17 protein-coding genes are annotated in these 26,237 nt (G+C 74.3%); 7 read left to right on the top strand and 10 right to left on the bottom strand.

The annotated features are described in order from the left end of the window. From B056_RS0118810 to B056_RS0118825, 4 genes are all read right to left on the bottom strand, one after another. Positions 1-1,287, bottom strand: a complete 1,287-nt coding sequence (locus B056_RS0118810) for a vWA domain-containing protein (RefSeq protein ID WP_018503414.1) — start codon at positions 1,285-1,287, stop codon at positions 1-3. Positions 1,288-1,339: 52 nt separating this feature from the next. Further along, a complete protein-coding gene (locus tag B056_RS0118815; protein WP_018503415.1) occupies positions 1,340-2,875 on the bottom strand; it encodes a PP2C family serine/threonine-protein phosphatase in 1,536 nt (511 codons plus the stop codon). Positions 2,876-2,998: 123 nt separating this feature from the next. Then, positions 2,999-4,288: a protein kinase domain-containing protein gene (locus tag B056_RS0118820; protein WP_018503416.1), complete on the bottom strand. Its 1,290-nt coding sequence runs from the start codon at positions 4,286-4,288 to the stop codon at positions 2,999-3,001. Continuing rightward, entirely contained in the window at positions 4,285-5,850 is a 1,566-nt protein-coding gene (locus B056_RS0118825) for a hypothetical protein (RefSeq protein ID WP_018503417.1), read from the bottom strand. Before B056_RS0118825 ends, B056_RS0118820 begins: the two co-directional genes overlap by 4 nt. A 547-nt stretch (positions 5,851-6,397) precedes the next feature. On the opposite strand from B056_RS0118825, the gene rlmB reads away from it, so the two are divergent. The 3 genes from rlmB (at position 6,398) to B056_RS0118840 (ending at position 9,477) form a co-directional block, all read left to right on the top strand. Then, complete coding sequence (gene rlmB / locus B056_RS0118830; RefSeq protein WP_018503418.1) at positions 6,398-7,558, top strand: 23S rRNA (guanosine(2251)-2'-O)-methyltransferase RlmB; 1,161 nt, start codon at positions 6,398-6,400, stop codon at positions 7,556-7,558. A gap of 270 nt (positions 7,559-7,828) precedes the next feature. Further along, positions 7,829-8,734 (top strand): alpha/beta hydrolase family esterase, encoded by a 906-nt coding sequence (locus tag B056_RS37100; RefSeq protein ID WP_018503419.1) that lies wholly within the window; start codon positions 7,829-7,831, stop codon positions 8,732-8,734. A gap of 95 nt (positions 8,735-8,829) precedes the next feature. Beyond that, on the top strand, positions 8,830-9,477 hold the full coding sequence (locus B056_RS0118840; protein WP_018503420.1) for a dihydrofolate reductase family protein: 648 nt from the start codon (positions 8,830-8,832) through the stop codon (positions 9,475-9,477). 13 nt (positions 9,478-9,490) lie between these two features. Here the strand turns inward: B056_RS0118840 and B056_RS0118845 are convergent, their stop codons facing one another. Then, a complete protein-coding gene (locus B056_RS0118845; protein ID WP_051105669.1) occupies positions 9,491-13,483 on the bottom strand; it encodes an ABC transporter ATP-binding protein in 3,993 nt (1,330 codons plus the stop codon). Between the two features lie 127 nt (positions 13,484-13,610). On the opposite strand from B056_RS0118845, the gene B056_RS37105 reads away from it, so the two are divergent. After that, positions 13,611-15,023 carry a sensor domain-containing phosphodiesterase gene (locus B056_RS37105; protein ID WP_230203074.1) on the top strand — a complete coding sequence of 471 codons (1,413 nt, stop codon included), beginning with the start codon at positions 13,611-13,613 and terminating at the stop codon, positions 15,021-15,023. Positions 15,024-15,212: 189 nt separating this feature from the next. Then, positions 15,213-15,857 (top strand): RlpA-like double-psi beta-barrel domain-containing protein, encoded by a 645-nt coding sequence (locus tag B056_RS37110; RefSeq protein ID WP_035752004.1) that lies wholly within the window; start codon positions 15,213-15,215, stop codon positions 15,855-15,857. A gap of 125 nt (positions 15,858-15,982) precedes the next feature. On the opposite strand, the gene B056_RS0118860 is transcribed toward B056_RS37110, so the two are convergent. The 5 genes from B056_RS0118860 to B056_RS0118880 form a co-directional block, all read right to left on the bottom strand. Beyond that, on the bottom strand, positions 15,983-17,830 hold the full coding sequence (locus tag B056_RS0118860; RefSeq protein WP_018503424.1) for a DUF2334 domain-containing protein: 1,848 nt from the start codon (positions 17,828-17,830) through the stop codon (positions 15,983-15,985). Beyond that, positions 17,827-19,089 carry a non-hydrolyzing UDP-N-acetylglucosamine 2-epimerase gene (wecB, locus tag B056_RS0118865; protein WP_018503425.1) on the bottom strand — a complete coding sequence of 421 codons (1,263 nt, stop codon included), beginning with the start codon at positions 19,087-19,089 and terminating at the stop codon, positions 17,827-17,829. The genes B056_RS0118860 and wecB overlap by 4 nt, the downstream gene beginning before the upstream one ends. A gap of 95 nt (positions 19,090-19,184) precedes the next feature. Next, entirely contained in the window at positions 19,185-20,033 is an 849-nt protein-coding gene (locus B056_RS37115) for a family 16 glycoside hydrolase (protein WP_018503426.1), read from the bottom strand. After that, the gene (locus B056_RS0118875; protein ID WP_018503427.1) at positions 20,030-21,361 is read right to left on the bottom strand and encodes a glycosyltransferase family 2 protein; all 1,332 of its coding nucleotides are present in this window, start codon (positions 21,359-21,361) and stop codon (positions 20,030-20,032) included. The genes B056_RS37115 and B056_RS0118875 overlap by 4 nt, the downstream gene beginning before the upstream one ends. Then, positions 21,358-21,636, bottom strand: a complete 279-nt coding sequence (locus B056_RS0118880) for a hypothetical protein (RefSeq protein WP_018503428.1) — start codon at positions 21,634-21,636, stop codon at positions 21,358-21,360. The genes B056_RS0118875 and B056_RS0118880 overlap by 4 nt, the downstream gene beginning before the upstream one ends. A 1,190-nt stretch (positions 21,637-22,826) precedes the next feature. Between B056_RS0118880 and B056_RS0118885 the strand changes: the two genes are divergently transcribed. Together B056_RS0118885 and B056_RS0118890 are read left to right on the top strand one after the other, a co-directional pair. Continuing rightward, positions 22,827-24,179: a sensor histidine kinase gene (locus B056_RS0118885; protein WP_018503429.1), complete on the top strand. Its 1,353-nt coding sequence runs from the start codon at positions 22,827-22,829 to the stop codon at positions 24,177-24,179. Positions 24,180-24,791: 612 nt separating this feature from the next. Next, positions 24,792-26,177, top strand: coding sequence for a helix-turn-helix domain-containing protein (locus tag B056_RS0118890; protein WP_035751995.1), 1,386 nt, complete (start codon positions 24,792-24,794; stop codon positions 26,175-26,177). The last annotated feature ends 60 nt before the right edge of the window (positions 26,178-26,237 follow it).

The following is a 26,237-nucleotide window of genomic DNA, read 5'->3' on the forward strand; positions in this document are numbered from 1 at the left end:
TCACCTGTTCACCCGGACAGTCCTGGTTGACCTCGAGTCGAGGACCATCTCGTCCATCTTCTCGACGTTTTTCTTCAGACGAACCGTACCCGTTGTGGGATCGTCGATGTGAACCACCTTCTGTAGGAGGCGGTAGGTTGCTTCGTTGCCCGACGCGAGCGCGATCTGTACTCCCCGCCCAAGCCTCAGTGTGGCAGTGACGTCGTCTCCCTGATTACGGGCCTCCAGCCCGTCCGCGAGGACCCTGGCCAGTTCGGCCTGACCGGTGTAATGCGCGACCTCCGTGTTGACCCGGGTGGCCAGTGCCGTGTCGTCCGTCCAGAGCGCGCGGACCAGCGCGGATGACATCGACTGGTCGTCGACGACGAGGCTCACGCGGGCCGCCAGGACCTCGATGCCGACCTCGCGGGCCGGAAGACGCACGCACAGGTGGTAGTCCCGGGACTCGACCCCCCAGGCCCCGGTCTGGTAGTCCGTGTGGTGGTCGTCGACGACCCGGCCCGTGTCGGTGAGGTCCCGCAGGTCCGGGGTGACCTCCCGCAGGAAGTCGAGCGAGGCGCCGGTGGGCGTCCACACTCGCAGCGCGACCCGGTCGGTGGCCCGGTCGAGGGCGGTGGCCACGATCCGCTCGAACTCGGCCGCGAGGCCGGCGGGCTCGGGGACGGCGTCCACCGTCCCCAGCAGGCCGGTGGCGATCGCCCGCAGCTCCTCCACCCGCCAGTCGGTGCCCACCCCGCGGCAGTCGCACTGGAACCGGCCCTGGCAGGCGTCGACGGCGTCGAGCAGCTCGGACTCCAGCTCGCCGTTCTGCCCGTCGGTGAGCAGCAGCGCGTGGCCGATGGCGTCCGGCCGGGTCGCCAGCAGGTCGTTCGCCAGCCGCAGCCAGCGGCCCATCGCGGTGCCGCCGTGCGGTTCGAGCGCGTCCACCGCGTGGCGGGCGGCCGCCCGGGTCGCCGCGGACGCCGGCACCAGCTCAGGCGAGCGCGGGTACGCCATCGCGGCGGAGCCGGTGCCGCGCACCACCGCGAACCACGCCCCGTCGGGCAGGCTGTCGAGCGCCGCCCGGACGGCGCGGCGGGCCTGGGTGACCTTCGCGGGCGGGTTCGCCATCGAGCCGGAGCAGTCGAGCAGGATGACCAGGGCCTGCTCCGGACGCCCGGTCGGCCGGCCCACGATCGGTGGGCCGGCCGGGGCACCCGTCGACGTCACGGTGAGCACCGCGTGCACCTGGGTTCCGCCGGGCGGCAGGAACTCGTTCTGGTAGACCTTCGCCGTGAACGCGCTCATCCGCCCGCCGCGGTCCGGGCACGGCGGGCGACCGGTGGGCGCGGCGGCATCGTCAGCTCGTCACCCGCGCCGCGACCACGGTGATGTTGTCGTGCCCGCCCTGGTCGATGGCGAAGTCGATGAGGTGGCGGGAGACGTCCAGCGCGGCCGCGCTCGGTTCGAGCTGGTTCACCAGCGCGGCGAGGACGTCCGGCCGTGAGGAGTAGTTCCACAGGCCGTCGCTGCAGACCAGCACGGTGGCCGGGGTCTCGATCGGGAAGGCGGCGGTGTGCGGGGTGACGTCCTCGGCGTCGCCGCCGAGCCAGCGGGTCAGCGTGTGCGCCCGCCGGTGGGTCTCCGCCTCCGACGCCGGGATGAGCCCGGCCCGGGCCGCCTCGGCCGCCCAGGTGTCGTCCGCGGTGAGCCGTTCGCACCAGCGCGGGCCGAGCAGGTAGACGCGGCTGTCACCGACCCAGCCGACGGTCACCATGCCGGGGCCGTCCACCGACGGCGGCGTGATGATCGCCGCCGCGAAGGTGCAGGACGGCGCCATCCGGCCCTCCGCCGCGCTGAGCTGGGCGATCGTGGCCTGAGCAGCCTCCACGGCCCGTTGCAGGGCGATGTCGGCCTCGTCCGGGCCGAAGCCGCCGGAGATCCGCCGCGGAGCGGTGCGCGGCTCGTCGTACTCGGAGTACTCCTCCAGGACGTCGAGGACGTCGTTCACCCGGCTCGCCGGCTGCTCGTCGTACGGGACGGCCTCGCCGGGCCCGTGGGCGCGCACCGCGTCGGCGAGGATGGCCGTCGCGGTCGCCGCCGCGGCGGCGGAGGCCTCCCCGGAGCCCGGGGTGGTCGAGACCCCGTCACAGACCACCGCGATCAGCGTGCCGTGGACGATCGCCACGCCCATCGAGTCCTCGTTGGTGGTGTGCCGCACACCGCGGTCGCAGACGCCGGCCAGCGGGCCGAGGTCGATCTCGCGGTGGTCCTCGTCGCCACCGGCGACCGGGACGCCGGTCAGGGCGAAGCCGCAGGCCTCGCAGTACCGCGCGTCCTGGTAGTTGGGCGCCGCGCACACCGGGCAGCGCATCACCTCGTCGTGCTCGTCGTCGTCCGCCCCGCCCGGGGCGGCGCGCTGGCCCAGGAGCATCGTGGCCGGATCGGTGTCCTCGGCGTAGCTGTCCTCGTTGAATCCGCTGCCCGAATAGGTGCCGTCCGGGTACGTCTCACCCTGGTAGCCGGGTTCGGAGTACGCGGGTTCGGGGTACTCACGGCGATAGTCGCCGTCCCGGTAGTCGCCGGTGCCCGCCGGGTAGGCGGCACCGGGATAGGCCCCGTCCGGATAGGAGTTCTCCGCATAGCCGTTGTCGGTGTAGCCACCCTCCGGGTAGCCGGATCCGGTGAACTGGTCCGCCGGGTAGCTTTCAGTAGGCTGATCATCGGTTCGGAACTCCTCCGCCCGGTAGCTCTCGGTCGGAGGATCGTCACCTGGATAGCCCCCGGGGTGGGGGGTGCTCTCGGCGTAGCCGGCGCTCGGGCGCGGCGAGTCCGGGCGCTCGGGGGGATAACCGTGCCCGGGGTAGCCCTGCCCGTGTCGGGGGTTGAGGTCCACAGTCAGGCCACCGGCCGCTGGACCGGCCCGCCGGGGACGGCGAGTCTGGGCGGTGTGCGCGGAGCCATGTGGTGAGTGCCTCCTGCCCGTCCTGTGGGGACCGGATATATCACGACGACCTGCTCAAATCCAAGTACGCCGAAATGAATAGTGGCATGATCCGCCAGATGCGTCGACGCCCGTGATCTCGGTGCCCCCTTCGGTGCCAGCGTCCGCCCGTGCTCCTGGGATCGGCCGGAGCCCTGTCTCCAGTACGCCCTCGTCGCCGCCGCTCTCCGTAACCTCCGCCACGTCTCCCACCTTTTCCCTGGTGGGCACGCTGTTTCTCCGCGCCGCGACGGCTTCCCCGACCGGTGCGGGAGCGCCGTCCGCCGCGATCGCGGCGAGCTCGCGGGCCATCTCGGCGGCCCTGGCGAACCGGTGCGCCGGATCCGCCGCGGTGGCACGAAGGAGGAACCGGCGCAGCGATTCGTGCCGAGCCAGCACCTGGTCGACCTCCTGGGCGGGAAGGGTGTATCGGTAGGTTGACGCTCTGTTCGGGAAGTCGAGTACCGCGGTTGCCAACAGCCTGCCGAGAGCGTAGAGGTCAGAACCCACCGACGGGGGGCTCACGGTCAGCTCGGGGGCGTCGAAACCCGCCGTCACGTGGAAGGTGCCGCCGCGCCGGCCGGGCTCCCGGATCGCCTGAAGATCGATAAGCGTCACCCGATCGCGGTCCCACACCACGTTTCCCGGTGCCAGGTCGCAGAAGACGTACCCGCGGTCGTGGACGTACTCCAGCGCGGACAGCAGCCGGAGCACCCCGGCGACCGCCTCCGGAACAGGCAGCGGCGCCGGCGTCCCACCGCGCGCCGCCCGCCGGGACCGGAGCAGCTCCGTCAGCGACGGCCCGCTCACCAGCTCCATCACCACGTAGACGACACCGTCGTGCCGGACCTCGCCCAGCGTCCCGACGATCGCCGGATGTCGCAGCGGCGGGTCCGGTGGCAGCCGGCGACCCGGGCGCAGGCCCAGCCGCCCGGACGGGCGCACACCGGCGCGGCGAACGCTCTTGAGGACCACCCGCCGCCCCGGGACGCCCTGGCCGGTGCCCGTTCCGCCGGTGCCCGTCGTGCCGGTGGCCCCGTCGGCGCCGGCCGGGCCGCGCGGGTCGACCGCGGAGAAGACCCAACCGGCGGGCCCGGGGCCGCCTTCGGCCAGGCACTCGACGATCCGGTAGCCGCCGGCGACGTCCCCGGCGCGCAACGGGGGCGCGAAGGAGTAGGGGGTCCGGCAGCGCGGGCAGAAGCCGCGATCCCGGGCGGGCGGCCCCAACCGCCCGCGGCCGATCGGCCCGGCGCAGACGGGGCAGCGCGCGGCCGGCTCACGTGGGGTGCCCCGGTCCCGCCCGCGGACCGAGGGCCCGCGGGTCACGTCACCGCCTCGGGACGGGTGGAGCTCCCGATCCCGGTGGGCTGCCCGCCCCCGGCGATCCCCGTCGGTCGCCGGGCCCGGGTGCGCCGTGCGGGCCAGGTGGGCTGGGTGTGCCGGGTGGGCCGCGCGGCCGGGACCGGCGGTGCCGGCCGCGGGTGCGGCGCGGTCTGCGGGGGCGGGATCGGTTGGGTGCGCGAGCCGGATCGATCTCGGGCGGGCGGGATCCCCCCGGCGGGCCGGACCTCTCGTTCGGCCCGGACGTCCCGGGCGGGCGAGCCGTCCCGGGCGGCGAGGGCGGCGCCGAAGTCGTTGACGAGGCCGGCGGCGCGCTCGACATCGGTCGGCGCCGAGTACAGCTCGCGGCGGGCGGCGCTGGCCAGTGGGAGCAGGCCCGGGTCCGTGGTGAGGCCCAGTCGGGCCGCCTTGGCCTCCCAGGCACCGAGCAGGCCGCGCAGCTCCTCTCGCCGGCGTAGAGCGGCGCCGTTCGCGGCGGCGATCCGCTGGACGGATATGTGGGTCGCCTCGGCCACCTCCAGCCAGCGGGCCAGCCCCCGGCTCGACTCCTTCCAGCGGCCCGCCGCCGCCTGGGCGCGCAGCCGGACGAGCCAGGGCGCCAGGCCGTGGCGCTGGTCGTCCCGCCAGCCGTCCGCCAGGCGGTACAGCGGCCCCGGCCCACGGATCCGGCCGGTCGCGAGGCCGGCGTCGCGGCGGGCGGCGTCGTCCAGCCGGGTGATCTCGGCGAGCAGCGCGCCCGCGGCGGCCAGATCGGCGTCGAGGCCGTCGTGGCGCCGGGCGAGATCACCCGTCGAGCGCGCGGCCGCGGCGACCGCGGCCTCGGTACGGGCGCGCAGCCCCGGCGGGATCCCCAGGGGGTCGCGGCGCGCGGCGGCGGAGAGCTCCGCCAGCAGCCGCCGGGCCGCGACCAGTCCGGCGTCACCGGGCGCGAGCCCGAGCCGGGCCGCGAGCACGCTCGTCTCGGCGACGGCCCGGTTGCCGGTGGCGATCTCGGCCAGCAGTGTGTCGCGCACGCCGAGGACGAGCCGCATCCGCCCCCGCACCGCGGTGAGGGCCGCGTCCATCCGGCGGGCCAGCTCGGCCGGGCGCACCTTCCCCGGGCCCGTCTCCGCGACCGGCCGGACCTTCGCGACCGGGCGGACCTCCATGGCCGGGCGGACCTGTGCCGCTGGGCCGATCCGCGCCGCCGGGCCGATCCGCGGCATCGGAAGGATCCCCGCTCCGGGGAGGACGTCCGGCACCGAACGTCCGTACAGCAGCGCGGTGAGCTCCGCCAGGGTCCTCGCGTCCACCCGGGAGCGCCGGCCGCGCAGGCTTCGCGCGGCTTCGGCGACCTCGCGCAGGGCCGCGAACGCCCGCCAGACGTCCGCCAGGACGGCGATCACGGCGAGGGCCTCGGCCTGGGTGACGCCGCTCAGCCGCGCCGGGTCGAGCAGCGCGCGTTCGGGGCTGTGCTCCAGGTCGAGCAGGACGCCGGCCTGGGCCGCGACGGTCTTCTCGAGCGCCCGCAGGGCGGCGTCGAGATCGTCCGTGCCGGATGCGGGCACCGGCTCACCGCCCGCGACCGGGCCGGGAGGCGCTGTCCATCCGCCCGCTGTCCATCCGCCTCCTGTCCATGCGCGCGGCCACCTCCACCGGGTGGTGTGGCCCGCCCGACGGCACCGCCGGGGCGGCCGGCCCCGAGGGCGGCCGGCGCCCCCGAGGCCGGGGGACGTCCTGGTACCGAGGATAGGTAGCCGGCCGCCCGCTCGCGGACCGTCTCGCTGAACTGGTGCGGTCTGTGGGCGTCGCTGTGGCCCGTTCGGTCGCCCGCTCCGTGGTCGGCGTTCTCCTCGGCCCGTCCGCGCGTCGGCCGGTGCCTCGATGTCATCGCCTGGCGGTGCCCGCCGTGTGATGTGTCTATTCCGGATACCGTTGATGGACGACCGGCGTCGCGGCGTGGCCGCCGCAGGGCAGCACAGGGCCTGCGCAGGGCCGCACAGGGCCTGCACCGGCCCTGCGCGGGGCCAGCACGGGCCCGCTGACGCGGTCGGACGATCGTGGGCTCGCCGGGCGGGTTCACGACCCGACGGGCTAGTGACGAGGTGGACTGTGATGGCCGGTGGCCAGGGTCGAGGCGGTCGCGGGATCGCCCGCGGCGGTCAGGGAGGCCGGGCCGGGAAGGCCGGCTCCCACCGCAAGGGCGCGGCGGTCGGCAGCGGCGGCCAGCGCCGCAAGGCGCTGCAGGGCAAGGGCGCGACGCCGCCGGCCGAGATGCGTCCCGGCCATCCGGCCCAGCGGCGCGCGGCCGTGACCGCCGCCGGCACGCGGGCGGCGGCGAAGCGCCCGGGCGGCCAGTCGGCCGACGAGCGCGAGCGTCCCCGGGCCGAGCGTCCCCGGGCCGAGCGGGGCACCGGCGGATCGGCCGGCGCCAGCGGCGCGGGCCGCGCGGGCGGTCACGGGGCGCACAACGGCCATGGAGCGCACGGTCACGGCGGGGCGGGAGCCGCCGGCTCGCGGCGGGTCGAGACCGACGAGCTCGTGGTCGGGCGCAACTCGGTCGTCGAGGCACTGCGGGCCGGCGTGCCCGCCACCACGCTGTACATCGCCGGCGGCCTGGACTTCGACGAGCGGATCGCCGACGCCCGGCGCCTCGCCGGCCGGGCCGGGCTGGCCGTGGTCGACATCGGCCGGTTCGAGCTCGACCGCCTGTGCGGCACCGCGCCGCATCAGGGCCTCGCGCTGTCCGTCCCGCCGTTCGAGTACGCCCACCCCGACGACGTGCTCGCGGCGGCGCGGGCCGCGGCGCCCGGGCTGGTCGTCGCGCTCGACGGGGTCACCGACCCGCGTAACCTCGGCGCGGTCGTCCGTTCGGCGGCGGCGTTCGGCGCGAACGGCGTCGTCGTGCCGGAGCGGCGCGCCGCCGGGGTGACGGCCGCCGCGTGGAAGACCTCCGCGGGTGCCGCGGCGCGGCTGCCGGTCGCGCGCGCGGTGAACCTCACCCGCACCCTGCGCTCGTTCGCCGAGTCGGGCCTGTTCGTCGTGGGCCTCGCGGCGGACGGCGAGGTCTCCCTGGACGAGCTTCAGGTCGCGACCGACCCGCTGGTGCTGGTGATCGGGTCGGAGGGCAAGGGCCTGTCCCGGCTCGTCGGTGAGTGCTGTGACCTGCGGGTGCGCATCCCGATGGCGGGCCAGGTGGAGTCCCTGAACGCCGGGGTCGCGACCGGCATCGCCCTCTCCGAGATCGCCCGCCGCCGCCGGGTGGCCGCCGACTGACCTGGCGGTCCGTCATTCTCACCTGACTCAGATCCTGGCCGGCTACCGTCCGGGCCGTCGGCCGACGGCCGGGTCCGGGAGGTGGCATGCGCGTCAGATTGCTGGTGGCCGTCGGGTGCGGGCTCGTCGTCGCGCTGCTCGCCGGCGGCTGCCAGCGCGGCGGGCCGGTGCTCCCGGGCGGCGGCTCCCCCCCGACCAGCCCCGCAGGCCCCGTCGTCCCCGTCCCCGTCGTCCTCGGGGACTTCGGGATCGGCGGGGGCTGGCACCGAGGTGCGCTCCCTGACGGTGGACGGGCGGGAACGCTCCTACCGCGTGCACGTCCCGGCGGCCGGGGGCGCCGACCTGCCGGTGATGATCGTCCTGCACGGCGGTGGGGGCAACGGGGAGATCACCGAGCGGCAGACCGGGTTCAGCGAGCTGGCTGACGAGGCCGGCTTCCTCGCCGTCTACCCCGACGGGACGGCCCGCGCGGGTGGTCGCCTGCTCACCTGGAACGCCGGCGACTGCTGCGGATTCGCCCGGGACAACGGCGTCGACGACGTCGCCTTCATCGGCGCGCTGCTCGACGACCTCGCCCGGCGGTATCCCGTCGACCTGGACCGGGTCGGGATCACCGGGCTCTCCAACGGAGCCATGATGAGTTACCGGGTCGGCTGCGAGCTGTCCGGGAGGGTCGCGATCATCGCCCCGGTGGCCGGGGCGATGGACGTGGCGGGCTGCGATCCCGAGCGGCCCGTGCCCGTGCTGGCCGTCCACGGCACCGCCGACGAGAACGTCCCGTACGCGGGTGGACGGTCAACGGTGCGCGGGATCGGCACCGAGAACGACCGGGTGGACCGGTCGGTCGGCTACGCCGTCCAGTTCTGGGCCGAGAACAACAGGTGCGCGGCGACGCCCGCCCTCGACGGGGACGTCGGCACCCTCCCCGCGGGCTCCGTCGGACCCGGTGGGGCCTGGGTTCCGGAGCCGACTGCGGTCCCGGACGGCGCGGTGGTCCGTACGACCTACTCGGGCTGCGCCCGGGGCGCCGACGTCGTCCTCTACACCGTGGGCGGGGGCGGGCACGCGTGGCCGGGCGGAACCAGGATCCGCCCGCGCGCCGACGACGCTCCGGACGACCCCGACGCGAGCCGTGTCATCTGGGAGTTCCTCGCCGCGCACAGCCGTCCCGCCTAGCGTCACCGCCGCGTCACCGCCGTCGCGGCGATGAGTCCGCCGGCGCCCGCGGGTCTACCTGACGACCGGGACAACCAACTCAGCGGGAGTACGGCATGGGCCTCATCCACATCGAGCTGTTCGCGACCCTCGACCTCGTCGGGCAGGCGCCCGGCGGCCCCGAGGAGGACCCGGTGGGGTTCCCGTTCGGCGGCTGGCAGGCGCCCCTGCTGGACGAGGTCTCCGGGGCGCAGGTCGGGGCCGCGTACGAGGGCACGGACGCCCTCCTGCTCGGCCGGCGGACCTACGACATCTTCGCCGCCTACTGGCCGCACCAGACCACCGGCGGCCCGGACGACGAGATCGCCACGCTCTTCAACAGCGTCCCGAAGTACGTGGCCTCCCGTGGCCGGCCCGACCTGTCGTGGGCCGGGTCCACGCGGCTCGGCCCGGATCTGGCCGGCGCGGTGCGCGAGCTCCGGGACCGGCACGAGCACGTGAAGGTCGTCGGGAGCCTGAACCTGGTGCAGACCCTGCTGCGGGAGAGGCTCTTCGACCGGCTCGACCTCTGGATGCACCCGATCGTGCTCGGCGTCGGGAAGAAGGTGTTCGACACCGGCGCGGTGCCCACGAACCTCACCCTCCTCGAACCGCCGGCGGCCGGCCCGAAGGGCATCGTGTACCTGCGCTACGGGCTCGCCGACGGCACGCCCGGGACGGGGGACATGAGCGCGCCCGACCGCGGCGCCGAGCGCGGCGACTGAACCCGCCCCGCGGTCACCGCGCCGCGGCGGGACCGGCGTCCACCGGGGCCGTGGGCGGACCGGCGGACCCCGGGCCGGCGGCCGTCGGGAGTTCCAGGCGGTGCTCGTGCGCGTAGGCCGCCCACAGCCGGGCGTAGTGGCCACCGGCCGCCATCAGCGCGCCGTGCGTGCCGTCCTCGACGAGACGGCCGCCGTCCAGCACCAGCACGCGGTCGGCGCGGGCGGCGGTGGTCAGCCGGTGCGCGACCACCAGCGTGGTGCGGGACCGCCCGACCTCGGCGGCGGCGCGGGCGACCGCCGCCTCGGAGGCGAGGTCGAGGGCGGCCGTCGCCTCGTCGAGCAGCAGGATGTCCGGCCCGACCAGGTGGGCGCGGGCGAGGGCGAGCAGCTGGCGCTGGCCGGCGGAGAGGTTCCGGCCCTGGTCGCGCACCCGGTAGCCGTAGCCACCGGGCAGCCCGGCGATCATCTCCGCGGCTCCCGCGGCGCGCGCGGCCGCCCGGACCTGCTCGTCCGGCGCGTCGGGACGTCCGTAGGCGATCGCGTCGCGGACCGTGCCCGCGAACAGGTGGGCCTCCTGGGGGACCGGGCCCAGCCGCCGTCGGTAGTCGGCCAGCGCGTACTCGCGGACGTCGACACCGTCGACGCTCAGAGTGCCCTCGGTGAGGTCGTAGTAGCGTGCGATGATCTTGGTGAGGGTCGACTTGCCGGAACCCGTCCGGCCGACCAGCGCCACCGTCTGGCCGGCGGGGATGGTGACGTTCACGTCCCGCAGCGCGGCCGTGGCGGAGCCCGGGTAGGCGAAGCCGGCGCCGGTGAGGCTGATCTCGCCGCGCAGCCGCCTGACCGGCCGCGCCCGCGGGGCGTCCGCCGGGGTGGGCGGGACGGTCATCAGCTCCCGGCCGTGCCGCAGCGCCACCATGACCGCCTGGTACTCGTCGAACACCTCGGCGAGATCCTGGATCGGCGCGAAGAACAGCTCGATGTAGAGCAGGTAGGCGGCGAGCGCGCCGATGGTCAGCGTCCCGGCGTGCACCCGCCCGGAGCCGACGATCAGCACCGCCACGCTCGCCGCCGTCGACAGCAGCTGGATGTAGGGGAAGTAGAAGGCGAGGTACCGGACGGCACGTAGTCGCTGGTCGCGGTAGGTGGCGCTGCGGTCGCGGTAGCTCGCGAGGGTGTCGGGCTCGCGGCGGAACACCTGCACGATCCGCATCGCGGTGACGTTCTCCTGCAGCTCGGCGGTGAGCTCGGCCAGGCTCTCCCGGGCGGCGGCGTGCGCCCGCGCCGCCCGTCCGCGGAAGAACACCGTGCCGATGACGAGCGGCGGGACCAGCGCGAACACGGCCAGTGCCAGGCCGGGGTCGATGACGACCAGCGCGATCGCGATGCCCAGCGCTGTCAGAACCGAGACGGCGGACGACGCGGCGTCGCTCTGCATGAAGTCGGCGATCTGATCGACGTCCGAGGTGAGCCGGGTCATCACCCGGCCACTGGCCTCGCGCTCGTAGAAGTCGAGGCCGAGGCGTTGCAGGTGGGCGAACAGCTTCACCCGCAGCAGGTAGCCGACCCGCGCGCCGAGGCGGCCGACCACCCGGATCTGGGCGGTGTGCGCGCTCCACGAGACGGCGATCACGGCGAAACCGACCCCGGCGGCGCCGAGCACCACCGAAAGTGAGCGTGCCGTCACGCCTTCGTCGATGCCGTGCCGGATCAGGATGGGCAGCGCCAGCGTGGTGAGGCTGTCGACGACCAGCAGCAGCCAGGCCACGGTGAGGGACGCCCACAGCAGCCGGCCGATCGCGGCGAGCCCGAACCGGGGGTCGCGGGCGCGGACGACCTCCGGGTCCAGGTCCGGGGTGTCCAGGGCGGGCGGCAGCGCCAGCACCCGGCGCCGCAGCGCCGCTGGCAGCCCGTCCAGCTCGGGCACGCCGGCGACCTGGATGTCCGGTGCGGCCGGACTCTCCGGCGCCGGTGGGACGTCCGGCGCCGGCGCCCGGGCGGGTGCGGTCGCCTCGGCGGGCCCGCGCGGCCGCGGGGCCGGGAAGCCGTCCTGGTCGGCCGGGTCGTCCCGGCCGTCCCCGGCGTCCCGGGTGCTCTGCGTGTCCTGGTCGGCCGGGTCGTCCGGGGTGATCAGCTCGCGGTAGGCGGCGCAGCGTTCGATCAGCTCCTCGTGGGTGCCGATGTCGATGATCCGACCGTGCTCGACGACGCCGATCCGGTCGGCCAGGCGCAGGGTCGCCCGGCGGTGGGCGATCAGCAGCGTCGTCCGGCTGGAGGTGACGGTCCGCAGCTCCCGGTGGATCTCCGCCTCGACCTCCGCGTCGATCGCGGACGTCGCGTCGTCCAGGACGAGGACGGGAGTGTCGGCGACGATCGCCCGGGCGATCGCGACCCGCTGGCGCTGGCCCCCGGAGAGGGTCAGGCCGCGTTCGCCGACCCTGGTCCGGTAGCCCTCGGGCAGGTCGGTGGCGAACTCGTCGACCCGCGACGCCCGCGCCGCCGCGAGAACCGTCTCGGCCGGGGCGTCCCGGCGGCCGTAGGCGATGTTCTCCCACAGGCTGGTCGAGAACAGCAGGCCGTCGTCGCCGACGACACCGGTCAGCCCGCGCAGGCTCGTCAGCGTCAGATCGCGCACGTCATGCCCGTACACCCGCACGACGCCCGCGGACGGGTCGTAGAAGCGGCTGAGCAGCGCCGCGGCGGTCGACTTGCCCGAACCGGAACGGCCGACGAGGGCGACCGTCTCGCCGGGCGCCACCGCCAGCCGGAAGCCGTCCAGGACCGGCCGGCCGTCCTGGTAGCCGAACGAGACGTCGTCGAACTCGACAGCCGCGGCGCCCGGCACCGGCCGCACCCGCGCTGGACGTGCCGGCGGCCGCGGCGGCACCGGCGCAGCCGCCGGCACGTCCGCGGGGTCCGCGGGATTCGCGGGGTCCGCGGGATTCGCGGGGTCCGCGGGATTCGCGGGGTCCGCGGTGACGTCGAGGTCGGCCGCGTCCGGGCGCTGGACGACGGCGGGCCCGGTGTCGATCACCTCGAAGACCCGCTCGGCGCTGGCCCGGGCCTGCTGGGCCAGGGTCACCAGCGCGACCAGGTTGCGGATCGGCTGGTTGATCCTGGTCAGGTAGGTGGCGAACGCGATGAAGGTGCCGAGGGAGAGCTCGCCGTGCACGGCGAGGGCGCCGCCGAAGGCGAGCATCGCGATCTGTCCCAGCGACGGCACGGCCCGGATCGACGGGGCGTAGCGGCTGTCGATGCGCACCACCCGCAGGCGGTGGGCGAACAGCCGGGCGGCCACCGTCTCCAGCCGGTTCAGCTCGCGCTCCTCCTGCCCGAAGCCCTTGACGACGCGGACGCCGAACACCGTCGCCGCCACCACCCCGGCGACCGCGGCCTCCTGCTGCTGCGCGTACCAGGAGGCGGGGAACAACGTCACGCGGCTGGTCAGGGAGAGCGCCCCGAGGACCGGCAGGGTCACCAGCGCGACGGCGGTGAGCCGCGGGGACAGGACGACCATCGCCCCGAGCGAGACGGCCAGCGCCACCAGGCCGCCGAGCGCCGTGGGGGTACGGGTGAGCAGGTTCTGGACCCGGGTCAGATCCGAGGTGTTGCGGCCGATCACCTGGCCGATCTCCAGGGAGTCCTGGCCGGCGCCGTCGAGGCGGGTGAGCGAGGTGAACATCGCCGTCCGCAGGTCGTGGGTGACCTCCTGCGTCATGCGGGCTCCGCAGCGCCGGCGCACCATGAGGAGGAGGTAGGCGGCGATCCCGGCCAGCAGCATCAGCCCGGCCCACGGAAGCATCGGCCGGTCCCGCGCGATGATCACGTCATCGATGATCACCCTGGGTAGCAGTGGGGTGAGCGCGTTGATGGTCATCCCGGTCACCGCGCAGACCCAGGTGGTGATCAGCGCCGCGCGGTGCTGCCAGCACTGGCGCGTCAACCGGCGGAGCCAGCCGGCGTGGCCACCCGCGACCGGGCCGTGGGGCGCCGGGACGGGGGACACCGAGCCGGGGAACACGGAACGAGGTGGCGGGAGTCCGGTGATGGCGCAGAAGCCTACCGCCGCGGACGTCCACACGGGACGGCCCGGACGACCGGGGAACCCACCCGGGGCAGGGAGAGGTGGACTGGTGAGTGCTTTCGCGACCGGGACGGGCCCGAACCGTGGGACGGGACCAAGCTCCGCGACCAGGCCACCCGACCCACCGGACGGCCGCGGTGGTCCGCGCGGCCGGGACCGTCTTTCCGGCGGGCGGGTGCGCGAGCGCACCGACGAGATCGCCCGGGTGCTCGACCTCGCCCGTCGCCACCTCGGCACGGACGTCGCCTGGCTGTCGAGGTTCACCGGGGACGAGCAGGTCGTCGACCTGATCTCCGGGGAGGGCGAGCTGGTCGAGCGCCTGGTCGGCAGGCGGGTCGCGCAGGACACGACGTACTGCGCCCGGGTGCTGGACGGGCGGCTGCCCCCGGTCATCCCCGACGCCCGGGCGGATCGGCGGACCGCCGATCTGGCGGTGACCCGGGAGCTGGGCATCGGCTCGTACCTGGGTGCCCCGGTGTACCTCGACAACGGCGAGGTCTACGGCATGCTGTGCGCGCTGAGCACCGAGCCGGACCCGGGCCTGGGGGACCGCGAGGCCCGTTTCCTGGGCCTGCTCGCCGACGTCGTGGCGGACGCGGTGTCCGCCCTGCACCGCGGCGGCGCGGATGACGACCATCTGCGGACCGTGATCGCCGCGGTGATCGCGCGGGGCGGGCCGACGATGGTCTTCCAGCCGGTGTTCGACCTGCCGACGCACGGGCTGGTGGGCGCCGAGGCGCTGGCCCGCTTCCCCACCTTCCCCGCACCACCGGGGGAGCCCGAGGATTCCGGGGAGGCCGACCACCGCGGCACCGCCGGCCCGCACTTCGGTGATCTTCCGCCGGACCGCTGGTTCGCGCACGCCGCGTCGGTCGGGATGGGCATCGACCTGGAACTGGCGGCGATCCGGGCCGCGGTCGCCGAACTGCCCAGGTTCCCGCGCGGGCTGTCGCTCGCGGTGAACGCGTCCCCGGCGACCATCGCGTCCGGCCGCCTCGGGGAGCTGCTCGCGGTCCCGGCGGCCGACCAGCTCATCGTCGAGATCACCGAACGGGACGGCATCCACGACCTGCCCGGCACGCTCGCCCGCCTCTACGAGCTGCGGGACCTGGGGGTGCGGGTCGCGGTGGACAACGTCGGCGTCGCCTACGCGAGCCTGCGCCGGCTGGTGCAGATCCTGCCGGACGTGGTGAAGATGAACCACTGGCTGACGACGGATGTCGGTGCCGACGCGGCGCGGCGCGCACTCGTCGAGGCGCTCGTGCACTTCTCCCGGCAGATCGGGGCGTGTCTGGTGGCGGAGGGCATCCAGACGGCGGACGAGCTGCGCGTGCTGGCCGCCGCCGGGGTGGACCAGGGGCAGGGCGAGTTCCTGGGCCCGCCGGGCCCGCTGCCGCTGCCCGCGCACGGCCGGTGTGTGCCGGTGCGCCGCGGGCCGCTGGTGTCCGCCGGCGCGTCCTGAAATCGCCGCGCGCGTCCTGAAATCGCTTCCCGAATCGCTCCCGTGTGAATACGGCGTGGTCTTCCTCGCCGGCCCGCGTCCTTTTTCGACGGAGATCGTTGCCCGCCGGCGGGGAAACCGGGACAGTGTCGTGTCGTGGGCATCGCGGATACGGTCCGGTGGCTGATTCGACGCGTGTCGGTTTCCGCCATGTCCGGAATAGCCGGAACACTGCTGCTTGGTATGGGTGCCTGTGCGCCGTCGGCGGGTGGCCAGCCGTCGAGCGGGCCCGGGGGCGACTGGGAGATAACCGTCTACTACACGGCCGTCGAGCGTTTCCATGACGGGCCACCGCTGACGGTGCGGGGCTGTCCCCAGCTCGACTGCGTCTTCGGTAACGATTTCCTCGGGACTTTCCCGGCCGGATTCGTCCAGGTTGTGCGTGAGGAGGGCACGGGGCGGATCACCAGCGGCCCGCGGCGGGGTTCGGTGCTGAACTGGTCGTACGATTCCGGCTTCTGGATCGACGACGTCCCGGTCGACACCGCCGGCCGGGCACTCGTCCCGTTCCGCAGCGCCGCGGCCGACTCCGCCACCCTGCCGGCCGGCACGACCTTCAGGGTCGAGGACTGCGGCCGCGAGGAGGACAGCTCCGAGATCGACCCGAACGCCTGCGCGGCGCTGCGGCGCGGGACCTGGGAGGTCCGGGACGAGTTCACACCGGGGCTCGGCGGGCGGCGCCACCTCGACCTCTACATCGGCGAGGAGGACATCGCCGGATTCACCGACCGCAGCCCGCTCTACCTGACCGGCCTCGGCGCGCGCGTCGCCATCACCGGCCAGGCCTCGCGGTAGCGCGCGAAGCGACGGGCGCGGGAGTCCGCCGGACCCCGCGCCCGTCGCTTCTCACCGGACCGCCGTTGTTCGGGTCAAGCGGCCGTTCGGGCTCCAACCGGCCAACTGGCCAACCGGCCAACCGCCTAACCGCCCGCGACGACCGATCCGGCCGCGACGAACGTGTAGCCCAGGGCGCGCACGCCTTCCACCGTCTGGCGCAGGTAGTCCACGCCCAGATACGGGTGGTAGAACATGCTGGCGAATCCGTCCCGGACGACCAGATTGCGCTGGGCCGCGTCGATCAGCGCCGCGGGCAGCCGGGCCGGGTGGTTGTTGAACGGCTCGGGCTCGATGTTCCCGATGTTCTCCGGAATGACGAAGGACCCGTGGACGTCGGTCACCGGGTACGGGAAGAACTGGCCGCCGTACTTCGTGTGGTCCACCGCGCCGCCGGCGAGCTGGTTGCGGAAGTAGAGCCCGCGGTCGTAGCGGCGCGGGAACTTCGCCCGGGCCGCCGCGTAGTCGGGGGCGGACGCGGCATAGTGCGGGAACTCGAAGGTCGTCGGCACCGGCAGCCCGGCGGCGGTGAACGCCGCGGCCGAGCTGTTCATCCGGCCGGTCGCCCACGTCTGGCTGTCCCCGGGGACGGGCCCGTCGTAGACCACGTAGTCCTGGGCGTCGACATGCGCCCGGAAGAACTCGAAGTCGTCCGCGCTCGCGCCCGAGTACGGGTTGGCGACGTTCGAGTACTGGTGCGTCCAGCCGTGCATGATCAGTGTGCCGCCGCGCTGGGTCATGTAGTTCAGCGCGCTGACCACGTCCGGCCTGGACGCGAGGGTGTAGTCCTGCGGTACGCCGTTGTTGTAGGTGCCGTTGGCGTCCACGTACCGCGGGTAGACGGCGACCGAGAACGGGACCTGTACCGAGGACAGGTAGTCGGCGATCGCGCGCAGCTCCGCGGGGTCGGCGTCCGGCCCGACGTCCTCGACGCGGACGAGCCCGCGGTGCCGGGTGGCGGTCTGCGGCGCCAGGACGTCGTAGAACAGGTCGGCCACCGCGAGGTAACGGTCGGTCATGTCTGCGTAGGCGAACGGGATCTCGCCGATGTAGGTCAGGTTCCGCGAGCGCAGCGCCCAGGGGAAGCGGGTGCCGTCGCCGCGTACCGCCTCGGCGAGCACTGTGGCCTTGGTGGTGTCCACCGAGGCGTAGTTCATGATCCCGGCGGCGTTCGCCGCGTACCGGGTCAGACTGGTCCCCTTGTAGCTGACGGTCCCGATCGCGGACGTGTCGAAGCCGGACCAGTCCCACCCGTAGGTCGTCGGGAAGGTCGGCGCCTGCGACGTGAGCTGCCAGATGTTGTCGTACATCCACACCACGGGACGGCTGCCCGCCAGCACGTCGGTGAGGAACGCCGTCGGGACCTGCTCGTCGTAGGTCGACCCGACGTACACCACCGCGGCGTACGCGGACAGCTGGCCCGCCGTGTACGAGCTGACCGGGTGGGCCTGCCAGGTGCCGAACCGGGAGACCAGGTTGGCCGCCTGCATGGCGTACTGCTCGCCCAGCCACCCCCACGTGCCGGAGGTGTCGTACAGGATCAGGGTGCCCGTCCCGGTGGCCGGGGCGGACGGCGCCGCCGCGGCCGCGGGGCCGGTCGCGCCGTCCGGCGTGGCGGCGCCGTCCGGCGCCACGGACGGGCGCTGGTTCGTGCCCGGGCCCGGTTTGGTGCCCGGGCCCGGCACGGGCCGCGCGGCCCGGCGCGGCGGCGGGGTGCGCGGCGGTGCCGGGGGAGCCGGCGGTGACGCGAAGCGCCCCTCGGCGGGCAGCACCTGCGGGGTGACCGCGCGGGCGTGCCGGGGCTGGTGCGCGGGCGCGCCCGGGACCGCGGCCCCGGGTGCCGCGGCCCCCACCCCGGCGCCGGCGCCGAGCACGACCGCGAGCAGCCCGGCGGTCGGCGCGGCCCGGCGGAGCCACCTCAGCGGCGGGGTCATGCTCCGTGCTCCTCTCGTCGGCCGGCGGCGGACCCGGTCAGCTCCTGCTCCGGGGCGGCCGGCTGGGCCGGGATGGTGATCGTGCGCGGGTGGGGGACGAAGGGGTCCGGGGCGGGCGCTCCGGCGAAGCGGTGCGCGATCGCGGCGACGGTGCGCCGCGCCGCCTGCCCGTCGCCGTAGGGGTTGGTCGCCTCCGCCATCGCCGCGTAGGCGACGGGGTCGTCGAGGAGCCGGTCGACGGCCGCGACGATCCGGTCCGGCTCGGTGCCGACCAGGCTGGCCGTGCCGGCCCGCACCCCCTCGGGCCGCTCGGTGTTGTCCCGCAGCACCAGGACCGGCTTGCCGAGACTGGGCGCCTCCTCCTGGATGCCGCCGCTGTCGGTCAGGACGACCGTCGCCGCCTTCATCAGGTGCGTGAAGGCGGCGTAGTCGACGGGATCGGCGACGAGGATGTTGGGGAACCCGGAGACCGGCGGCAGGACCGTCTCCCGCACCACCGGGTTGCGGTGCACGGGCAGCACGATCAGCAGCTCGGGACGGCGTTCGGCCAGCCGGGCGAGTGCCGCGCCGACCCGCGCGAGCGGCTCCCCCCACGACTCGCGCCGGTGCGCGGTGACGAGCAGCACCGGCCGCCGGCCGTCGCCCGAGCGCTGGCGGACCTCGGCGAGCAGCCGGTCCGCCGGCGGCGGCGCCGCCGCGACGTGCAGCAGCGCGTCGATGACGGTGTTGCCGGTGACCAGCACGGACTCCGGCCGGATGCCCTCCGCCAGCAGGTTCGCCCGGGCCGACGGCGTGGGCGCCAGGTGCAGGTCGGCCAGCTGCGCGGTGAGCCGGCGGTTGATCTCCTCCGGGAACGGTGAGGCCGGGTCCGCGGTGCGCAGCCCGGCTTCCATGTGGACGACGGGCAGGCCCTGGTAGAACGCGGCGAGGGCACCGGTGAACGCCGTCGTCGTGTCGCCCTGGACGACCACGACGTCCGGGCGTACCTCGGCCATCACCGACTCCAGGCCGCCGAGCGAGCGGGTGGTCACTCCGGCCAGCGACTGGCGGTCCCGGAGGATCTCGAGGTCGTAGTCGGGAACTATGCCGAAGAGGTCGTTGACCTGGTCGAGCATGGACCGGTGCTGGCCGGTGACGGCCACGACCGGCCGTAGCGGGCCGGTCCGTCCAAGTTCGTGGACCACCGGAGCCATCTTGATCGCCTCGGGTCTGGTGCCGTATACGAGCAGCACCGTGCGACCGTCGGAGCTGTCGGTCATGTCGAATCCTCCCATTCCTGATCGTTTGTTAACGGCTGAACTCCACCGCGCCGGAAGGCGGGTGCTCAGGGGCCGCCGCTCGCGCCGGCGGTCGGTCAGAACGGCGGCTGGTCGGTGGGGCGCAGGTGGCGGGCACCGGAGCGGCGGAACTCCACGAGTGAGTCCTCGCAGTACAGGCCGACGGCACCGGAGGCGTAGGGACGCTCGGTGTCCTGCATCCGCACCGTGGGGACGCCGTCCACGGACACCGCCATCGAGTCCCGGTCGTGGACCACCTCCACCGTGTGCCAGCTGCCGAGGCGGGCCCGCGGTGCCGGCCCGCTGGCCAGGAACCGCTGGCCGCCCGGATAGGCGGGGTCCTGCTTGCTGAGCTCCCAGCCGTTGGGCTTCAGCGCGAAGGCGTAGAAGTGCGCCGGGTCGGTGTAGTTCCAGAGCACCCAGCCGACCTCCCACGGGGCCGGGGTCCCCTGGCGCAGCTGGCGGACGGTGCGCACCTGCGTGGTGAACCGGACGTCGCTGTAGTGGTCCGAGCTGACCACCAGGCCGGCGTGGGTGTGCTCCGGGGCGTCGGCGGCGCGGGGGGCGAGTGTGATCACCAGCCCGCCGGCCTCGAGCTGCCCGGTGGTGCGGCCGTAGCCGTCGAACACCGCGAGCCAGGGGCCGTGCCGGGTGCCGTCCCGCCAGCGGGTCGGCCCGTCCGCGGCGCCGAGCGAGATGACCGCCCACAGCCCGGCGAGAGCGGCCATCCCACCCGCGCTGACCAGCGCCAGGACCACGAGACGGTATCGGCGGCGCACCCGCCGGCGCGGCGGGCGCGGCTCCTGACCGCGGTACCCGTGGTCCGCCTGATCGGCGTCCGGCTGGCCGTGGTCCGCCTGGCCGTGGTCCGCCGGACCGGGATGGCGGCCGTGGTGCAGACCGGTGTGGTCGCGGCGGGGGCTCAACGGTCGAGCCCGTCGGGAGTGGCGGGTGCGGCGGACACCGGCTGGCGCGGCGTGGGCGGCGCGCTCTCCGGGGTGCGGGCGGTCTTGTGCCAGCTGGTCCGGCGGCTGACCACCCGGCCCATCGCCCACCAGCCCGCGACGAACCACACCAGCGCGTACAACATGTAGAGGTGCGCGTAGCCGGCGAGGCGGACCACGCCGAAGCCGACAAGTGGCTCGCGTGACCGGTAGATCAGCGCGCACACCAGCGCCGGTCCCGCCGCCATCAGGTAGGCGCCGAGGAAGTAGCGCGGATCCGGCGCCGGTCCCCCGGCGAGCCAGCTGGTCAGCACGCCCACGGTGCTGAGCACGAAGGCGGCCGTCAGCAGCGACGCGAGGAGGATCAGCAGCGGGCTGGAGAGGTGGAACAGCATGTCCGGCAGGGCCCGGGCCCGCGCCTGCCGCAGCACCCGGGGCATCAGCGCCCACGACTGCAGATGTCCCTGGAACCAGCGGGACCGCTGCCGCAGCAGCCGTCCCAGCCGGACGACCCCCTGCTGGTGGACGTCCGCCTGCGGGCAGAACTGGTTGCGCCAGCCCGTCAGCAGCAGCCGGACGCCGAGATCCAGATCCTCGGTCAGGCTGTGCGACCACGGGTCGCCGCCGAGGGAGCGCAGCGCCGAGAGCCGGACGAACTGGCCGTTGCCACCGAGGCCGACATTGTCCAGCTGGCCGCGTCCGCGCTGGAAGACGTCGGTGTAGATCACGAACTCCATGTCCTGGAGCCGGGCGAGCAGGCTGGTGTGCCGGTTGTTGATGCGCACGCCCGTCTGCACACCGGCGGTGCGGGGATCGGCGAAGTAGGGGGCGACCGCCTCCACCGAGTGCGGGTCGAGCCGCCCGTCCGCGTCGACCACGGCGATGATCACGTCGCCGGGGTCACGGGCGGCGATCTCCGGGCGGGTCGCGAGATGGGCCACGGCGGCGTTCAGCGCGGCGCCCTTGCCGCGCCGGGCGTTCGGCGGCTCGCGACGCAGCAGCCACACCCGGTCGTCGGCCACTCCGCGGACGATCAGGGACGTCCGGTCGTCCGAGCCGTCGTCGACGACGAGGACCCGGCGGTTCGCCGCGGGGGAGAGCAGGAGCCGGCGCATGCTCGCCTCGATGACCGCCTCCTCGTTGAGGCAGGGCATCACGAAGACGAAGAACAGTCCGTCGGAGGGAGTGCCCGTCCAGGGGCGGTGGACCCGGGAGAGCACCAGCATCGCGAACAGGTAGACCATCCCGAAGCTGATCATCGCCGCGGCGAGCAGGCGCGCGTCGCGGCCGTCGGCGTCGAGCAGGTTCACGTGGCCGTCCCGGGACCGGGCCGGGACGCGCCGCGCCGGGCCCGCAGCGCCAGCGCCAGCAGGACGCCGAGCAGGCCGACCGTCATGTAGAGCACGAAGGCGAGTCCCACGAGGTTGGTCAGCAGATCCGAGAGCAGATCGAGCAGCACGGTGGCGTGGTCCGGGGCGGCGTCGCGGGCGACCGTGCCGGCGCCGCCCGCCCCGCCGGGAGCCGGGTGGGCGGGCGTGAGCCCCACGCGGGTGAGCGTCGCGCCGGACGTCAGGGGGACGTGCATGGTTCCTCCGTGCGAGATCGGTGCCGTGCGGCGGCGGACGGCTGTCGCCGCACGGGAGATGGCGGCCGGTCGACGACCGGCGGCCGGTTGTGCCGCGCCCGGTTCCGCCGCGCCCTGCTCGAACGCCCGGACCGGGTGCCCGAGCAGGGGCGCCCGCGTGCGATCACGCCTGGGCGCACACCCGAGGACACGCCGAGCCCAGGGCACGACGAACTCGTGGCACGACGAACTCGTGGCATGACGAGAACCGAGGGATGACGAACGCCGAGAGATGAACACCGGCCTGGCGGGCAACGGGCCGGGCGTGAACCGAACCGGAACCGGGCCGGACCGGAACCGGGCCGGTACGTCAGCCCGTAGCCCGGGTCAGTCGATCGGGCGTGGACCGGCTGAGCCCGGACGGATCCAGCCGAGACATCACGGCCCTGTCGGCCAGCCGACTGTCGAGTTGTCAACCGTCGGCCCGGTCACCCGGCGCGCATTCGGCCGGCGCTGCCGGAAATACCAGTTGACCTATCCAGGTGCGGTGTCCGACTGATTCTTCGAAACCGAGGTGACAGAATCAGGCTCGCGCGGTTCCGCACTGGCCGGAGAAAACTCGACGGATCGGCTGGCGGTCGTTGCGAAAGTGGACCACGCCCGGCGGGGCTGCTTAGGACGTGCCGGTGTGACAGCGGTTCACCGCGGCCCGGCGGCGCGTTCGGCGCCGGGCCACGGGACACCCCATATCCCGTCTGAGCAGCGCGGATGTAGGCCCGATGCGGGCCGCGGGCGAGGCCGGCGCGATACCGTCACGGCGCATCGCCGCCCTTGGGTTTCTGCTGGTCCAGATCGTTTCCCCCCCATGGAGCCATGCCTCCCGGAACCGCCAGGCCGCCCGAAGGCGACGGCTGCGATCTCGCTGAATCCTCAGTGGACCAGGGCGGGAGGGCGCCCCGTTACTTTCCTGTTCGGCGCTTATTCTTACACGCCGTGCGGCCGTGGTGGCAGGGAGTCGGGGATTTTTCTTGTGCCGGCCCTCGCGTCACACGATGTGGTCTCGATCGGTGTCGCCGCAAAGCGGATAGAAACCCTCGCTATTGTTTGTCCTGTTGAACGAGTACGGTGTCCCTGTGCGTCGTCCGGACGGAGTGGCGCAGGAGTTCAGCCTGCCCCGTGCACCCGCCGCACACCCGGGAGGAGCACCAGCAGTGGCCGGCCCCGTCGACGCGACCTCGGACCAACGAGCCGAGCGGCCCTCGGGCCCGCCGGCCGGGAGAGCACCCGGCTCCGACCGGCCCGTTCCCGGCACACCCGATCTCGGTCCACCCGATCTCGACCCGCCCGATCCGGCCCGGTCCGGCACCGGGAGCGGCACCGGTCCCGGGAGCGACTCCGGTCCCGGGACCGGAGTGGACATCAGACCGGAGCAGGTCTTCGCCCTCGACGAGCGGACCTGGCGGCGGGTCCTTTTCCTGCTGCTGAACCTGCCGACGGGCCTCGTCGGGTTCGTCATCGTCGTCGTGTGGTTCTCGGTCGGTGTGGGAACGGCGGTCACGGTCGTCGGGCTGCCGCTGCTGACCGTCGGCCTGGTGGTGACCCGGGCGCTCGGCACGGTCGAACGCGCCCGCGCCCGCGCCATCCTGGGCCTGCACATTCCGAAGGCGTCGCGGCCGCGGTCGTCGTCGACGGGTGCCTTCGGCCGGCTGTGGGCCGCGGTGGCGGACCCGGTCGGCTGGCGGCACGCCCTGTACTTCGTGATCCGGCTGCCGTGGGTGATCGTCACCTTCACCGTGACGCTGGTGCTGCTGCTCGTCGGCTGGCCGGTGCTGCCGGTCGTGGCCCGGGCGCTGGCGACCGTCGACAAGGCGATGATCTCAGGCCTGCTCTCGCCGTCCGACCGGATGGAGCGGCGGATCAGGGAGCTGGAGGTCGACCGCGGGGTCGTCGTCGACACGGCCGCGGCCGACCTGCGGCGTATCGAGCGGGATCTGCACGACGGCGCGCAGGCGCGGCTGGTCGCGCTCGCGATGGGTCTGGGCCTGGCGCGGGAGAAGTTCGCCGAGGACCCGGACACCGCGGCGAAGATGGTCGAGGAGGCGCACGGCGAGGTCAAGCTCGCGCTGCGGGAGCTGCGGGATCTGGCCCGCGGCATCCATCCCGCGATCCTCACCGACCGGGGCCTGCCGGGCGCGATCCCGTCGCTGGGAATGCGCTGCACGGTTCCGGTCCGGGTGACGGTCGAGCTGGCCGAGCGGCCGGCGCCGGCGATCGAGGGCATCGTCTACTTCACCGCCGCCGAGCTGCTCACCAACATCAGCAAGCACAGCCAGGCGTCGGACGCGCTGGTCGACCTGCGCCGGGTCGGCGACAACCTGCTGTTGCGGATAACCGACGACGGCCGCGGGGGCGCGAGCCTCGGCCGGGGCAGTGGGCTGGCGGGCCTCACCGAGCGGCTGGACGCCATCGACGGCACGCTGATCGTGGACAGCCCGCCCGGCGGGCCGACCTATGTCATCGCGAAGGTGCCCTGGCGGGACAGGGAACAGACACAGTCGGGCTGATCCTCCCCGCGGAGTCATCGTCGACGTCACGTTCAAATCCGCTCCGGTGTCCCCGGACGAAGGCGTGGAATGGGCGGGACCCAACCCGTTACGTCGATTCCCTGGTCGATCGTGGGCAGTCCGGCCGGTAACAGGCAGGTGACGGTTTCACGTCCGGACGGGTGCCGGAGCCGGTCGCCCGGCGACCGCCCGGGATGGCCCGTCGCGGGCCCGTGACATGGGCCGGGCCGGGTCCCGCCACCAGCGGCGGCCGTTCCCGGCCCAGAACTCGGGTGGGTTCCCGTTGGTGGGCACGCGTCCGTCGATCGCTATGTGACGGATGAGATCAGGTTCATCGTCTGTGCGCACCATGCAAGAACATGACAGATCAAACAATCGATCATCTTTGTGTATCTGTTGTGGTGGCGCGGTCGATCCGGCCGCAATTCGCGCAAAGCCGTTGAAGAGTCACCCAAAGTGGTATAGCTTGCCGTAACCAGATGTAATCGGCGCGTCAGCACGGTTCTCGGTCTGCCCCGCACCGCGATTTCCCGTGAATCCAGCGAAGTGTTTCCGGGACGTATCTGGAATGTTCGTCGCTCGTGGCTGGCGGCTGCGCGGGGAGGGGTGGGCGTGCGTCTGTCCGAACTCGGATTCGAGGGTCTGGACGAATTCTCCGACGAGGTGTGGCGGACGGTGGCCCGCCACCCCTACTGCGGGGTCGACCTGCTCGCGGAGTGGCTGTGCCGCCCCGAGCCCATCGTCCAGGCCGAGATGGACCGGCTGGTGGAGGCGGGCCTCGTCCGCCGGGTCGGCCACCAGTGGGAACCGCAGGATCCGGTGCGGGTGTTACAGGCACGACACGCCGTGCGCGAGGCGGCGCTGGTCGCCGAGCGGGCCCGGATGGCCGACGAACGGGCGCAGCTCTACCGGTCGGGCCTGTTCGGCGACTATGTCGCCGGACGGCGCCGGGCGGGGACCAACGCGGGCGTGCAGCTCCTCGGCCGCGACGAGATCTTCCCCCGGATGGCGGAGCTGACCCGCAGATCGACCCAGTCCGTCCGGTTCCTGCTGACCGGGCCGCCGCCACCCGGCCTCGGCGGGGACGTCCCGGACCTGCTGGTGCCGGCCGCCGGCCGGGGCGTGCGCGTCGTCAGCGTGTGGACGGCGGGCGCGGTCGCGGCGGCGCGTCGGCGCAACCAGGGACGGCGGCTGCCGCCGATCGGGCAGATCCACGTGCTGCCGGCACTGCCGATGCGCGCGATCGTCTGGGACGGTACCGCCGCGCTCGTGCCGGTGCGCGACGACGACCTCGACGACGGCGCGTTCGCGGTTGTCGCCCCGACGCTGGTCCGGGCGATCGCGGACATGGTGACCCGCACCCAGTACGCGGCGGCGCGGCGCGGGTCGGGTGAGGTCGAGCTGGACGAGCCCGCGACGGTGCGCCGCCAGCGCGCCCTGCTCCAGCTGCTGGACAGCGGGCTCGACGACAGCCGCGCGGCCCGGGAGCTCGGTGTCTCCGACCGGACGGTGAAACGGGACGTGGCGGAGATGTGCCAACGCTTCGGCGTGCTCACCCGCTTCCAGCTCGGCGCCGCCGCCGCGCGGGCCGGCTACCTGCCCCGGGGCGCCGGGGCCGGCCGTTGGGACGGCGGACCGGACGGCGGCCTCGACGGCGCGCTCGGCGGGGTGCTCGGTGGGGTCCGCGGCGGGGCGCTCGCGGCCGGCCGCGGTGGCCGCGCGGCCGCCCTGCCAGCGGTTCCCGTTCCGGCGTCGCCCGAGCCCGGCTCCGCCGCGGCGGCCGCGGCCGCGCCGGCGGCCGGGTCGTCCCCGGCGGTCCCCGCGGCCGCGGCCTCGGCGTCCGGCGCCTCCTCGGCGGCGGGCGCGGCCCGTCCGGTGGCACGACTCGGCCAGCCGGGCGCCACCGGGGCCCGTCGCGGCGACCGCACGGGCGACCGGACGACGGATCGAGCGTCCGGTGGGCGCGGTAATGGCATGAACAGGACACGACGTCCCTAAAGCGTCACATGATTACTCTTCCGGTAGAGCACCCCGCACGGTTAGCGTCCTGATTGCCGA

Origin of the sequence: Parafrankia discariae, assembly GCF_000373365.1 — a bacterium.
GTDB classification, from domain to species: Bacteria; Actinomycetota; Actinomycetes; order Frankiales; family Frankiaceae; genus Parafrankia; species Parafrankia discariae.